Raw genomic sequence first — 14,065 nt, 5'->3', positions numbered from 1 at the left:
ACGATCCGCGCTGCCGCTGGCCGTCAAAGCGTGATATCCAATCGCCATGAAACGTCTGAAAATCCTGCGGCGGTGGTTTGCGCGGAAGTTGGGCTTTGCCCGTCTGATGTGCCTTGCGCTGCTGGTGCTGTTCGCCGGCGCGCGGCTGTGGGATCCGCCGCCGATCCAGGAATTGCGGCTGCGCACCTTCGACATGTTTCAATTGATCGATCCGCGCCACAAGGCGGCACGGCCGGTCGTCATCGTCGACATCGACGACAAGAGCCTCGCCAAGCTCGGCCAGTGGCCGTGGCCGCGCACGCGAATTGCCGACCTGATCCAGAATCTCACCAGCAGCGGTGCGGTGGCGATCGGCTTCGACGTGGTGTTTTCGGAGCCCGACCGGCTCAACCCGGATCTGGTTGCGGGCCAGATGCGCCATCTCGATGATGCCACGCGGGCCAAGCTGCGTGAGCTGCCAACCAACGACCAGATTCTCGCCGACGCGATCAAGCGCTCGCGTGTGGTGCTGGGCGAGACCGGGCTTCCGGCCGTCCTGTCCGAGCTCGACAAATCGCTTCCGTTCACGGGGGTGGCGACGGTCGGGGAGGAGGGCGCCGAACGCTTCCTGTTCGAATTTCCGGGTTTGCTGCGCAACGTGCCGGTCATCGAGAAGGTTGCAGCCGGCCGCGGGCTGTTCTCGATCAGGAAAGAGCGGGACGGATTCATCCGCCGCGTGCCGATGATCATGCGCGCACAGGGCAACATCATGCCCTCGCTCAGCCTCGAGATCCTGCGCGTCGTCACGGGTACGCCGACGCTGCTGGTCCGGACCGACAAGACCGGCGTGCGGGCTGTGCGCCTCAAGGGCGTCGAGATTCCCACCGACAAGAACGGCCAATTCTGGGTGCACTACGCACGCCGGGATCCCTCGATCTACGTCTCCGCCGCCGACGTGCTCGACAACAGCGAGTCGCGGAGCAGGTTCGCCGGCAAGCTGGTGCTGGTCGGAACCTCCGCGGCCGGGCTCAACGACATCAAAACCACGCCGGTGTCCGCGACCATGCCGGGGGTCGAGATCCATGCCCAGGTGCTGGAGAGCGTGCTGAGCGGGGCGGTAATCTCGCAGCCGAACTATGCGCTCGGAGTCGAATTGCTCGCCGCGCTGATCATCGGCGTGCTCGTCATCATCTTCACGCCCAATCTTGGTCCGGTGCGCCTCGTGCTCGCGGGTGCGACCTTCGCCGCCATCCTGGTCGGCGTGTCCTGGTTCTTCTACGCGCAGTACCGCTACCTCATCGATTTCACCTATCCGCTGCTCTCGACCACGGCGGTTTATCTGACGCTGATCTTCGCCAGCTTCGTGCGCGAGCAGCGCCAGCGCGTGCAGATCCGCGGGCAGTTCGCGCAATACATGTCGCCGGTCCTGGTCGAGCAGCTGGCGCAGTCGCCGGAAAAGCTCGTGCTCGGCGGCGAGGAGCGCGAGATGACGATCATGTTCTCGGACGTGCGCGGCTTCACCACGATCTCGGAGAGCTACAAGCACGATCCGCAAGGCCTGATCGCGCTGATGAACCGCTTCCTGACGCCGCTGACCGACGTCATCATCGAGCGCAAGGGCTACATCGACAAATACATGGGCGACGCCATCATGGCGTTCTGGAACGCGCCGCTCGACGATGCCGAGCACGAGGTCAACGCCTGCGAGGCGGCGATCCAGATGCTGGAGCAGATCGACGCGGTCAACAAGGAGCGCGAAGCGGAAGCCGCCGAGGGCGGCCACGTCTACATTCCGCTCAATGTCGGCATCGGCCTCAACACCGGCATCGGCGTGGTCGGCAACATGGGCTCCGACCTGAAGAAGAACTATTCGGTGCTCGGCGACAGCGTGAACCTCGCCTCGCGTCTGGAGGGCCAGTCGAAGGAATACGGCTTTCCCATCATCGTCGGCTCCCGCACGGCGCTCGCCGCCAAGGACAAGTTCGCGATCCTCGAGCTCGACTTCATCATGGTCAAGGGCAAGACCGAGCCGGAGGTGATCTACGCCATCGCCGGCCGTGAGGACGTGATGCATTCCGCCGCGTTCCAGCGCCTGCGCAACATCACCATCGAGATGCTCAGCTGCTATCGCAGCCGCGACTGGCAGGGCGCACTCGATGCGATCGAACGCGGCCGCAAGAGCGAGGATGCCGACACGCTGGAAAAGCTGTTCAGGCTCTACGAGGCCCGCATCAAGGATTTCCAGCTCAATCCGCCGCCGGAGAACTGGACCGGAGCATATGCGCTGCTGACGAAGTAGTGGTGGGAGTTGTTGGCATCGCCGGCGCCACATACTCCCTGTCGTCCCTTGCGTACGCGAGGACCCATAACCACAGGCAGCGGTTATGGCGCGAGCCGGTAACTCCGAGTCGTCGCCAAACCACTTCCTGTGGTTATGGGTCCCGGGTCTGCGCTGACGCTTGCCCGGGACGACAGCTTCGTTTGACGCGGCGGTGCAGCTGCGTTTGCCGCCCTCACTCCATCCCGATCGTCGTCAGGTCCTGAAACCAGTGCTGGGCCTGCACGAACTGCTTCACCTTCGGCGACAGCGCGTGCGGGTTGGTGTCGTGGACGACCCAGACCAGCGTGGCATCGTCGACGATCAGGGCGTGCGCCTGCGCCAGCAGCTCGTCCTGCTTTGCGGAATCGAACGTCTGCTTGGCCTCGTCGATCAGCGCGTCGACCTTGGGGTTCTTGTAGCCGCCCCAGTTGACGCCCACGGGCGCGATCTGCCCCGAATGGAAGAAGCGGACGATGGCGTAGAGCGGATCGGAGGTGACGTAGGCGATGTTGTTGGCGGTGATGCCGGCATTCATCTCGTCGGCCGCGCCCTTGCGCCAATGCGTGTAGAGCGTCTCGAGCTCGACCACCTTGAAATCGATCTCGATGCCGATCTCCTTGAAGCTCTGCTGCAGAAACTCGTTTATCGGCAGCGACAGCATCTGGCCGGTGCCGCCTTGCGCGATGATGAAGGTGGCCTTCAGCGGCTTGGCCTTGGAGTAGCCGGCTTCCTCGACCAGCTTCTTCGCTGCGGCGAGATCGTATTTCAGCTCGAAGGCAGGCTTACCGAACCACGAGCTGGACGGATCGACCTGGCCCTTGGCCGGTTTTGCGAGGCCGTTCATCAGCCCGACCACCCCATCGCGATCGATCGCGAGGTTCAGCGCCTTGCGCAGGCGGATGTCGGTCCAGGGCGAGCCCGGCAGCACCGACAGGTGATAGTTCCAGACATGCGGCGTGACGTTGTCGACGAGCTTCATGCCGGGGGCCTTGAGCTGCGGCACCGCGTCCGGTGCCGGCGTCTCGATCAGATCGACCTGGCCCGCCAGCAGCGCATTGGTGCGCGTCAGTGCCTCCGGCATCGGCACCAGCACGATCTTGTCGGCCTTCGGGACGCGCTTCTTGTTCCAATAGTCGGGGTTCTTGCTGAGTTCTGCGAGCTCGCGCGGCACCAGCTTCGTCAATTTGAACGGGCCGGTGCCGGAGGGCTGGCTGGCGAACTTGTCCCAGTCCTTGCCGAGCTTTTCATATTGCGCCGGGCTCGACACCAGGAACCACAGCATCTGGTAGGGAAAGAACGAGTCGACCGTCTTCGTGGTGATCTCGACGGTTGAATCGTCGATCCTGGCGTAGCTCGCGACCGAGGGCAGGCGGGTCTTCACCTGCGCGCTCTGCCGCTTGTCGAATTGCGGCGCCTTGTCGTTGAGCACCTTGTCCAGATTCCAGATCACGGCATCGGCGTTGAATTCGCTGCCGTCGTGAAACTTGACGCCCTTGCGCAGCGTGAAGCGCCATTTGGTCTTGTCGGCGTCATCCACCTTCCACTCGGTTGCGAGCCCTGGCACCAGCTTGCCGGGACGATCGGCGACGTCCATCTCCCAGGCCACCAGCGGATCGTAGATCGTGTAGGCCGTGAACTGGTAGGCGCCGGCGCCGCGATCGGGTTGACCCGTGGTCAGCGGGATGTCCGCCATCGAGATGCCGTAGCGCAGCACGGTTTCGGCGCGCGCCGAGATTGCGGGTGACGCCAGCGCAAGCACGGCGAGACAAATCGACAGACGAAGACGCATGGTCCAGAGCTCCCAGGGGATTTCGGGACCAAACTTGCAATCTTGATGCCAGAATAGGCAGGGGGACGCGTGCACCTGCATAATGCCTACAAGGACTTGTCGTCGCAGGGCCAAATTGCAGAATAAGTTTCTCTTTGGCATAGCCATTGCATACGATTGCATCAAAAATAGTCATCGAAGTCGGAAAAGGATTGAGGCGATGCTTACTCAGAAGAACACACGCGCGGCATTGATCGCGGTGCTCGCTCTAACGACGGCGGCGGCCTTGCCGCGCGTGGCCAGCGCGGAGACCGTGCTGCGCATCGGCATGACCGCTGCCGATATTCCGCGCACGCTGGGCCAGCCTGATCAGGGTTTTGAGGGCAATCGCTTCACCGGCCTCACCATGTACGACGCGCTCACAGGTTGGGATCTGTCGTCTGCCGACAAGGCGAGCGTGGTGATCCCCGGCCTTGCCACCGAGTGGAAGGTCGACGATGCCGACAAGACCAAGTGGATCTTCAAGCTGCGCCCTGGCGTGACCTTCCACGATGGCTCGCCGTTCAATGCGGACGCGGTGGTATGGAACGTCGAGAAGGTGCTGAAGCAGGATGCGCCGCAGTTCGATGCCAGCCAGGTCGGCGTCACGGCCTCGCGCATGCCGACGCTGGCTTCGGCGAAGAAGATCGACGACATGACCGTCGAGCTCACCACCAAGGAGCCCGACAGCTTCCTGCCGATCAACCTCACCAATCTCTTCATGGCGAGCCCGGCGAAGTGGCAGCACTTCTACGACAAGGCCGAAGGCGCCGACGCCAAGGCGAAGTCGCAAGCCGCCTGGACCGCGTTCGCCAGGGACGCCGCCGGCACCGGTCCGTGGAAGATGGCGAGCTTCACGCCGCGCGAGCGGCTCGAGCTGGTCAAGAACGCGAGCTATTGGGACAAGGCACGCGTGCCCAAGGTCGACAAGATGGTGCTGCTGCCGATGCCGGAAGCGAACGCGCGCACCGCGGCGCTGCTCTCCGGGCAGGTCGACTGGGTCGAGGCACCGGCGCCGGACGCGATTCCCGAATTGAAGCAGCGGGGCTTCAAGCTCTACGCCAACGAGCAGCCGCATGTCTGGCCCTGGCAGTTCTCGCGCGTCGATGGCTCGCCCTGGAACGACATCCGCGTGCGCAAGGCCGCGAACCTGTGCATCGACCGCGAAGGCCTCAAGGACGGCCTGCTCGCCGGTCTGATGGTGCCGGCGACCGGTACCTTCGAGCCCGGCCATCCCTGGCGCGGCAAGCCGAGCTTCGAGATCAAATATGACAAGGCCGCCGCCCAGAAGCTGATGCAGGAAGCGGGCTTTGGCCCCAACAAGAAGCTGACGGTGAAGACGCAGACCTCGGCCTCCGGCTCCGGCCAGATGCAGCCGCTGGCGATGAACGAATATCTGCAGCAAGCGCTCGCCGAATGCTATTTCGACGTCAAGCTCGACGTCATCGAGTGGAATACGCTGTTCACCAACTGGCGCCGCGGCGCCAAGGATCCCAGCGCCAACGGCTCGAACGCGACCAACGTCACCTATGCCGCGATGGATCCGTTCTTCGCGCTGGTGCGCTTCCTGCAATCGGGCATGGCGCCGCCGGTCTCGAACAATTGGGGCTTCATCAACAACCCCAAGTTCGACGAGCTGGTGAAGAAGGCGCGTCAGACCTTCGACCCCGCCGCGCGCGACGCCGCGCTCGCCGAGCTGCACGCGGCCTCCGTCGACGACGCCGCCTTCCTCTACGTCGCCCACGACGTCGGCCCGCGCGCCATGAGCCCGAAGGTGACAGGCGTCGTGCAGCCGAAGAGCTGGTTCATCGACTTCTCGCCGGTGTCGATCAAGCAGTGAGGCGGCCGTCACTCTATCCTCACGTCATGCCCGGGCTTGACCCGGGCATCCACGTCTCTCCTCTGGGTCCGTCATTCCGGGGCGCCCGTAGGGCGAGCCCGGAATCTCGAGATTCCGGTTCGATGCTTCGCATCGCCCCGGAATGACGGAGCAAGACGAACGTGGATGGCCGGGTCAAGCCCGGCCATGACGGCTGAGATATTCTCGCTCAAGATTGAGTAATCCAAGTGCTCGCCTATATCGCCAGACGCATCGTCTATGTCGTCCCGATCGTCATCAGCGTCGCGCTGGTGTGCTTCCTGCTCGTGCACATCACGCCGGGCGATCCGCTCGTTGCGGTGCTGCCGGCCGATGCCTCGCAGGAGCTCGCCGCGCAGCTGCGCACCGCCTATGGCTTTGACCGGCCGTTGCCGGTGCAGTTCGGGCTTTGGCTGCTTCGTGCCCTGCACGGCGATCTCGGCAATTCCATCGCGACGGGGCGTCCCGTGCTCGCCGAGGTCATGCGCGCGGTCGGCAACACCGTCACGCTGGCGATCGCGGCCGCCATCATCGGCTTCACCATGGGCATCCTGCTCGGCCTGATCGCCGGTTATTTCCGCGAGACCTGGATCGACAAGGTCGCGACCTCCTTCGCCATCGCCGGCGTGTCGGTGCCGCATTACTGGCTCGGCATGCTGCTCGTCATCATCTTCTCGGTGCAGTTGAACTGGCTGCCCGCAGTCGGTGCCGGCCCGAGCGGCTCCAATTCCTGGGCCTGGGACTGGGCGCATCTGAAATATCTGGTGCTGCCGGCAATCACCACGTCGGTGATTCCCATGGGCATCGTCACCCGCACCGTGCGCGCGCTCACCGGCGACATCCTGAGTCAGGATTTCGTCGAGGCCCTGCGTGCAAAGGGCTTGCGCGAAACCGGCGTGTTCCGCCACGTCATCAAGAACGCCGCGCCGACCGCGCTCGCGGTCATGGGGCTTCAGCTCGGCTACATGCTCGGCGGCTCGATCCTGATCGAGACCGTGTTCTCCTGGCCGGGCTCGGGCTTCCTGCTGAATTCCGCGATCTTCCAGCGCGACCTGCCGCTGCTGCAGGGCACGATCCTGATCCTGGCGCTGTTCTTCGTCTTCCTCAATCTCCTGGTCGACATCGCCCAAGCCGCGATCGACCCGCGCATCAAGCGGGGCTGACGATGAGCGAGCTCCCGCTTCACGCCACCGCCGACGCCGCGTTGCAGGCCGCGCCGGCGACCAAGGCGCGGGGTTACTGGGCGACCGTCGGCCGCCGCATCCGGCGCGACAAGGTCAGCATGGCCTGCGCGCTGGTGCTGCTGCTGATCTTCCTGTCCGCGATCCTCGCGCCCTGGCTTGGCCTCGAAGATCCCTACAAGGGCTCGATGATCCGCCGCCTCCGTCACATCGGCACGCCTGGTTATCCGCTCGGCACCGACGAGCTCGGCCGCGACATGCTGGCGCGGCTGGTCTATGGCGGCCGACTGTCGCTGGTGATCGGCATCCTGCCGGTGATCCTCGCCTTCGGCATTGGCACCTCGCTCGGCCTCATTGCCGGTTATGTCGGCGGCAAGCTCAACACCGCGATCATGCGCACGGTCGACGTATTCTATGCATTCCCCTCCGTGCTGCTGGCGATCGCGATCTCCGGCGCACTGGGCGCCGGCATCCTCAATTCCATCGTATCGCTCACCGTCGTGTTCGTGCCGCAGATCACCCGCGTCGCCGAGAGCGTCACCACGGGCGTGCGCAACATGGATTTCGTCGAGGCGGCGCGCGCCTCCGGCGCGGGGCCCTTCACCATCATGCGCGTGCACATCCTCGGCAACGTCCTGGGCGCGATCTTCGTCTATGCCACCAGTCTCATCTCGGTCTCGATGATCCTGGCCGCCGGGCTCTCCTTTCTCGGCCTCGGCACCAAGCCGCCGGAGCCGGAATGGGGCCTGATGCTCAATACCCTGCGCACCGCGATCTACGTCAATCCCTGGGTCGCAGCCCTGCCCGGCGCGATGATCTTCGCGGTCTCGATCTGCTTCAATCTGCTCTCGGACGGCCTGCGCAGCGCCATGGACATCAGGAACTAGCCATGAGCGAGACCAACATTGCCATGCTGGAGCCGGTCGAGGACGTCGGGGGCGTCGCGCAGCCGCTGCTGCAGGTCAACGGCCTGACCAAGCACTTCCCGGTGCGGGGCGGGCTGTTCGCTGCCAAGCGCACCGTGCGTGCCGTCGACAACGTCTCCTTTGCCGTCGCCAAGGGCGAGACCGTCGGCATTGTCGGCGAATCCGGCTGCGGCAAGTCCACCACCGCGCGCCTCTTGATGCATCTGATGCCGCGCGATACCGGCGACATCGTCTATGACGGCATGACCGTGGGACAATCGCTGAGCCTGCGCGAGCTGCGCCGCGGCATGCAGATGGTGTTCCAGGATTCCTACGCCTCGCTCAACCCGCGACTCACGATCGAGGAGTCGATCGCCTTTGGCCCCAAGGTGCACGGCATGGCCGATGGCGCGGCGCGCACCCTCGCGCGCGAGCTGCTCGGCAAGGTCGGACTGCGCCCCGAGAACTTCGCCAATCGCTACCCGCACGAGATCTCCGGCGGCCAACGCCAGCGAGTCAACATCGCACGTGCCCTGGCGCTGTCGCCGCGGCTGGTGATCCTGGATGAAGCCGTCTCCGCGCTCGACAAATCCGTCGAGGCGCAGGTGCTCAATCTGCTTGTCGACCTCAAGCGCGAATTCGGCCTGACCTATCTCTTCATCAGCCACGACCTCAACGTCGTCCGTTACATCTCGGACCGGGTCCTGGTGATGTATCTCGGCGAGGTCGTCGAGCTCGGCCCGGTCGACCAGGTCTGGGATCGTCCCGCACATCCCTACACCCGCGCATTGCTGGCCGCGATGCCGTCCTCAGACCCCGACAGGCGCACCGAGACGCCGCCGATCACGGGCGATCCGCCGAACCCGATCGACCCGCCCCCGGGCTGCCGCTTCCACACCCGTTGTCCGTTTGCGGAGCCGCTCTGCGCAAATGCGACACCAAAGCTGACAGCGCTGGATAAGATGGGCCACGAGGCCGCGTGTTACATGGCAATTCCGGGTTCTGGCCATAGCCGCGCGCCCAGGGAGAAGACCGCATGACGAGACCGACACCGAAAGAGATCAGGCCCATCGCGCAAATTGCCGGCGTGCCCGTGGATGACGAGATCGCGACCCGCATCTCCAACTCCATCGGACCTGCCTTCGAAGGCTTTGCGACCATCGCCGGTACGCTGCCGTTCGATCTCGAGCCCGCGCTCTACCCGATCGTGCAGACGCAGAAGGTGCAGAAATGAGCACCGAGCCCGCACTGATGACGCTCACCGCGGTCGCGCGTGCGATCGCGATGAAGCAGCTGTCCTCGCATGAGGTGACGCGCGCGCTGCTCAACCGCATCGCGCAATGGCAGCCGCATCTCAACGCCTTCATGTCGATTGAGGCAGAATCCGCGCTGAAGGCGGCCGATGCCGCCGATGCCGAGCTCGCTGCGGGCAAGGTCCGCGGTCCGCTGCACGGCGTGCCGCTTGCGCACAAGGACATGTACTATGACGCCGGCCATGTCGCGACCTGCGGCTCGCTGATCCGCCGAGACTTCGTGCCATCAGTGACCTCCACCGCCTTGCAGCGGCTCAAGGACGCCGGCCAGGTCCGCCTCGGCACGCTGCACCTGGCCGAATTCGCCTATGGCCCGACCGGCCACAACGCCCATTACGGCCCGGTGCGCAATCCCTGGAACGTTGCCCACATCACCGGCGGCTCGTCGTCCGGCTCCGGCTCGGCGGTCGCGGCGCGTCTGACCTATGCCGCGCTCGGTTCCGACACCGGCGGCTCGATTCGGATGCCCGCGCATTTCTGCGGCGTGACGGGGCTGAAGACCACGGTCGGCCGGGTCAGCCGCGCCGGCGCGATGCCGCTGTCGCAATCGCTCGACACGGTCGGTCCGCTGGCCCGCACCGCCGAAGATTGTGCGCTGTTGCTGGCACTGATGGCCGGCCCCGATCCCGCCGACTCGACATGCAGCCAAGAGCCGTTGTCGGACTACGTCGCCGCCACCAAGGGCTCGCTAAAAGGCCTCAAGATCGGCCTGCCCGCCTCGTTCTACGTCGACGATCTCGACGCCGAGGTCGCGCGCGTGCTGGACGAGACCATCGCGGTGCTCAAGCGCGAGGGGGCCGAGATCGTCAAGGTCGAGCTGCCGGATCAGCGGCAATTGTCCTCGGCGAGCCAGCTCGTGCTCGCCGCGGAAGCTGCCGCCTTCCACAAGCGCTGGATGATCGAGCGCCCGCAGGATTATGGCCCGCAGGTGCTGATGCGGCTTCAGAACGGCCTCGCCGTTCCCGCCATCACCTACCTGGAGGCGATGCGCTGGCGTGGGCCGGCACTGGCTGCGCATAACGCGGCGACCGCCGGGGTCGACGCGGTGATCGCGCCGGCTTCGCCGGTGCCGGCGCCGACGATCGAGGAGAGCGATGTCGGCGGCGGCCCGAACGCGCCGGCGCTGCTGCAACGGCTGACGCTGTTCACCCGCCCGGTGAATTTCCTCGGCCTGCCGTCGCTCACCATTCCATCCGGCTTCACCAGAAGCGGCCTGCCTGTGGGCATGCAGCTGATCGGCCGCTCCTTCGACGAGGCGACCCTGCTCACCATTGGCGCCGCCTTCCAGCGCGTCACCGATTATCACGATCGATTGCCGAAACTGCCGTCATGACCAAGCTCGTCGAGATCTCCGGCCTCAACATCCGCTTCACCGGTGAGCGCACGGTCTATGCCGTGAACGACCTCAGCCTGTCGCTGGGTGATGGCGAGGTGCTCGGCCTGCTCGGCGAGTCCGGCTCGGGCAAGAGCGTGACGCTGCGCGCGCTGATGCGGCTGTTGCCGAAGAAGCGCACGCAGATTTCCGGCAAGGTCAACGTCATGGGGCAAGACGTGCTCGCCATGAACGACGAGCAATTGTCGTCGTTCCGCGGCCAGACCGTCTCGATGATCTTCCAGGAGCCTGCGCTCGCGCTCGATCCGGTCTACACCATCGGCGCGCAGATCGCCGAGAGCGTCGTGCGCCACGAGGGCAAGACCTATGCGGAGGGCAGGGCTCGTGCACTCGAGATGCTCGAGGTCGTGCGTATCCCTTCGGCGAAGCGAAGGCTGGATGCCTATCCACACGAGATGTCGGGCGGCATGCGCCAGCGCGCGATGATCGCGCTGGCGCTGGCCTGTCGGCCAAAAATCCTGCTGGCGGACGAGCCGACCACGGCGCTCGATGCCACCGTGCAGATCCAGATCCTGCTCTTGCTGCGCGAGCTGCAGCGCGAGTTCGGCATGTCCGTGATCTTCGTCACCCACGACATCGGCGTCGCCATCGAGATCTGCGACCGTGTCGCGGTGATGTATGCCGGCCAGATCGTCGAGCAGGGCAGCTTGCGCGACATCGTCCGCACGCCCATGCATCCCTACGCCAAGGGCCTGCTTGCCTCCACCATCCACGGCGCCAGGCGCGGCCAGCGGTTGGAGACCATCCCCGGCACGCCGCCCTCGCTGGCCGAAATGCCCCATAATTGCTCCTTCGCCCCCCGCTGCAAGCTCGCCGAGCCGCGTTGCCTGGAGCAGCTGCCAGCGAATGTGGAGGTCGGGCCCGGCCGGGCGGCGAGGTGTGTGCTGGCGGAGCCCTTCACCGCGGTGTCATAGTCTTGGACGAGATCAACCAGGCTCGTGGCAACGCGAGCTTCATGCCATTCAGACTCCATTCATCCCGGTTCCCGTTCCATGCCGGGCGTTGATGGAGAGGGACCGCACCGATGCACATTTCCAACGAAGGCCTGCTCGTCATCCTGTTCGTCGGCCTGGTTGCCGGCTGGCTGGCCGGCAAGATCGTGCGGGGCGCCGGCTTCGGCCTGATCGGCGACATCGTGATCGGCATCTGCGGTGCGCTGGTGGCGAGCCTTCTGTTTCCCAGGCTCGGCATCCGCCTCGGCACGGGCCTGGTCTCCGAGATCGTCTATTCCGCCATCGGTGCGGTCATCCTGCTGCTGGTGGTGCGGCTGGTGCGGGGCGGCGGCCGGCTCTAGTAGGCGCCCGGGTCGATCGATCGGAACTGCCGCCTCTTCCAGACTTGGGGAAGGGCGGCCACGTCTGCACCAAAAAGCCGCAAAGACTGTGAAATACCGGGCTTGCGTGCCCGGCCGTCGGGAGTAGATGTGGCCTATCGGGGTTCTGAATGAACCGGCCCGCGTTGGACGCAGCGCCAACATGATGTTAATTCGGGACGCGTAGCCTGAATTGCCCGTGAAATCAGGGGCTTTGGCCCCACCAGAAAGAGACCAGACTGATGGCAGCCTCCGGCGTCCGCCGTTCAGAGCTCGGTGACGCCTTGCGCGCCTGTCGCACGGCGTTCGTCGGCGTCGGCCTGATGAGCTGCATGATCAACCTGCTCTATCTGACCGGGTCGATCTTCATGCTGGAGGTCTACGACCGGGTGCTGCCGAGCCGCAGCATTCCGACCCTGGTCGGCCTGATCATCCTCGCCGGCTTCCTCTATATGGCGCAGGGCGTGCTCGACATGATCCGTAACCGGATCCTTGGGCGGATCGGCACCGCGCTGGACGAGGCGCTCAACAAGCGCGTGTTCGACACCATCGTGCGCCTGCCGCTGCTGGTCGGCAGCCGCAACGAAGGTCTGCAGCCGCTGCGTGATCTCGACAATGTCCGCTCCTTCCTCGGCGGCATGGGCCCGAGCGCATTCTTCGATCTGCCCTGGCTGCCGCTCTACCTCGCCATCTGCTTCGCCTTCCACGTCATGATCGGCGTCACCGCGTTGATCGGCGCCATTATCCTGGTCGGCCTGACGCTGGTCACCGAATTCATGTCCCGCCAACCGGCGAAGGAGGCGATGGGCCTTGCCGCCCAGCGCAACGATCTCGCCCAGGCCAGCCGCCGCAACGCCGAAGTCATGGTGTCGATGGGCATGGCCGGCCGGATGAACCAGCGCTGGAGCGAGGCCAACGAAAAATATCTCGCCGGCAATCAGCGCGCCAGCGACGTCGCCGGCGGGCTCGGCGCGGTCGCCAAGGTGCTGCGCATGATGCTGCAATCGGCCGTGCTCGCGGTCGGTGCCTATCTCGTCATCCACCAGGAGGCGACCGCCGGCATCATCATCGCAGGTTCGATCCTCTCCGCCCGCGCGCTGGCACCCGTCGACCTCGCCATTGCGCACTGGAAATCCTTTGTCGCCGCGCGCCAGAGCTGGCATCGCCTTACCCGCCTGCTGGAGCAGATGCCGGCGCAGGCGATGCCGACCCAGTTGCAGGCGCCCACCAGCCGGCTTTCGGTCGAGGGCGTCGCCATGGTGCCGCCCGGCGACCAGCGCCTCATCGTGCAGGACATCACCTTTGCGCTCACTGCGGGCAACGGCCTCGGCGTGATTGGCCCGAGCGGCTCCGGCAAGTCGTCGCTGATCCGCGCCCTGGTCGGGGTCTGGCAACCGGCGCGCGGCAAGGTGCGGCTCGACGGCGCCGCGCTCGATCAATGGTCGAGCGACATGCTCGGCCGGCACATCGGCTATCTGCCGCAGGACGTCGAATTGTTCGGCGGCACCATCGCCCAGAACATCAGCCGGTTCGACCCCGAGGCGACGTCCGACGCCATCATCGCGGCGGCAAAAGAAGCCGGCGTGCACGAGATGATCATCAAGATGCGCGAGGGCTACAACACGCAAGTCGGCGAGCAGGGCACCGCGCTCTCGGCAGGCCAGGCGCAGCGCGTGGCATTGGCGCGCGCACTCTACGGCAATCCGTTCCTGATCGTGCTGGACGAGCCCAACTCCAATCTCGACACCGAAGGCGATGAGGCGCTGACCCGCGCGGTCCGCGCCGCCCGCGAGCGCGGCGCCATCGTCGTCGTGGTGGCGCACCGCCCGATCGGCGTCGAGGCGGTCGACCAGATCCTGGTGCTGCGCGACGGCCGCATGCAGGCGTTCGGCCCGAAGGAACAGGTGCTCGCCCAGGTGCTGCAGCCGCGGGCGACGCCGCCGGCGCCGATCAAGATCGTCAGCGAAGGCGGAGTGGCCAAACCATGAGCACAAAGC

General features: G+C 65.4%; 11 protein-coding genes. 10 read left to right on the top strand and 1 reads right to left on the bottom strand.

Annotated features, from left to right (window positions below; translation table 11 throughout):
- Positions 1 to 46 precede the first annotated feature (46 nt).
- The gene (locus K410_RS0132045) at positions 47 to 2,278 is read left to right on the top strand and encodes a CHASE2 domain-containing protein (RefSeq protein ID WP_028138663.1); all 2,232 of its coding nucleotides are present in this window, start codon (positions 47 to 49) and stop codon (positions 2,276 to 2,278) included.
- A gap of 214 nt (positions 2,279 to 2,492) precedes the next feature.
- On the opposite strand, the gene K410_RS0132040 is transcribed toward K410_RS0132045, so the two are convergent.
- Positions 2,493 to 4,088, bottom strand: coding sequence for an ABC transporter substrate-binding protein (locus tag K410_RS0132040; RefSeq protein WP_028138662.1), 1,596 nt, complete (start codon positions 4,086 to 4,088; stop codon positions 2,493 to 2,495).
- 199 nt (positions 4,089 to 4,287) lie between these two features.
- On the opposite strand from K410_RS0132040, the gene K410_RS0132035 reads away from it, so the two are divergent.
- The 9 genes from K410_RS0132035 (at position 4,288) to K410_RS0131995 (ending at position 14,056) form a co-directional block, all read left to right on the top strand.
- Complete coding sequence (locus K410_RS0132035) at positions 4,288 to 5,946, top strand: ABC transporter substrate-binding protein (protein ID WP_028138661.1); 1,659 nt, start codon at positions 4,288 to 4,290, stop codon at positions 5,944 to 5,946.
- Positions 5,947 to 6,173: 227 nt separating this feature from the next.
- A complete protein-coding gene (locus tag K410_RS0132030) occupies positions 6,174 to 7,127 on the top strand; it encodes an ABC transporter permease (protein ID WP_024338965.1) in 954 nt (317 codons plus the stop codon).
- A gap of 2 nt (positions 7,128 to 7,129) precedes the next feature.
- On the top strand, positions 7,130 to 8,032 hold the full coding sequence (locus K410_RS0132025) for an ABC transporter permease (RefSeq protein WP_028138660.1): 903 nt from the start codon (positions 7,130 to 7,132) through the stop codon (positions 8,030 to 8,032).
- Positions 8,033 to 8,034: 2 nt separating this feature from the next.
- Complete coding sequence (locus tag K410_RS0132020; protein ID WP_028138659.1) at positions 8,035 to 9,090, top strand: ABC transporter ATP-binding protein; 1,056 nt, start codon at positions 8,035 to 8,037, stop codon at positions 9,088 to 9,090.
- Complete coding sequence (locus K410_RS0132015; RefSeq protein ID WP_028138658.1) at positions 9,087 to 9,284, top strand: hypothetical protein; 198 nt, start codon at positions 9,087 to 9,089, stop codon at positions 9,282 to 9,284. Before K410_RS0132020 ends, K410_RS0132015 begins: the two co-directional genes overlap by 4 nt.
- On the top strand, positions 9,281 to 10,696 hold the full coding sequence (locus K410_RS0132010) for an Asp-tRNA(Asn)/Glu-tRNA(Gln) amidotransferase GatCAB subunit A (protein WP_028138657.1): 1,416 nt from the start codon (positions 9,281 to 9,283) through the stop codon (positions 10,694 to 10,696). The genes K410_RS0132015 and K410_RS0132010 overlap by 4 nt, the downstream gene beginning before the upstream one ends.
- Positions 10,693 to 11,670, top strand: coding sequence for an ABC transporter ATP-binding protein (locus K410_RS0132005; RefSeq protein ID WP_028138656.1), 978 nt, complete (start codon positions 10,693 to 10,695; stop codon positions 11,668 to 11,670). The genes K410_RS0132010 and K410_RS0132005 overlap by 4 nt, the downstream gene beginning before the upstream one ends.
- Before the next feature lie 110 nt (positions 11,671 to 11,780).
- Positions 11,781 to 12,050 carry a GlsB/YeaQ/YmgE family stress response membrane protein gene (locus K410_RS0132000; protein WP_028138655.1) on the top strand — a complete coding sequence of 90 codons (270 nt, stop codon included), beginning with the start codon at positions 11,781 to 11,783 and terminating at the stop codon, positions 12,048 to 12,050.
- 257 nt (positions 12,051 to 12,307) lie between these two features.
- Positions 12,308 to 14,056: a type I secretion system permease/ATPase gene (locus K410_RS0131995; protein WP_028138654.1), complete on the top strand. Its 1,749-nt coding sequence runs from the start codon at positions 12,308 to 12,310 to the stop codon at positions 14,054 to 14,056.
- Positions 14,057 to 14,065 lie beyond the last annotated feature (9 nt).

Source organism: Bradyrhizobium sp. 22 (assembly GCF_000482425.1).
GTDB lineage: Bacteria > Pseudomonadota > Alphaproteobacteria > Rhizobiales > Xanthobacteraceae > Bradyrhizobium > Bradyrhizobium japonicum_B.
This window is presented reverse-complemented; position numbering and strand designations above follow the sequence as displayed.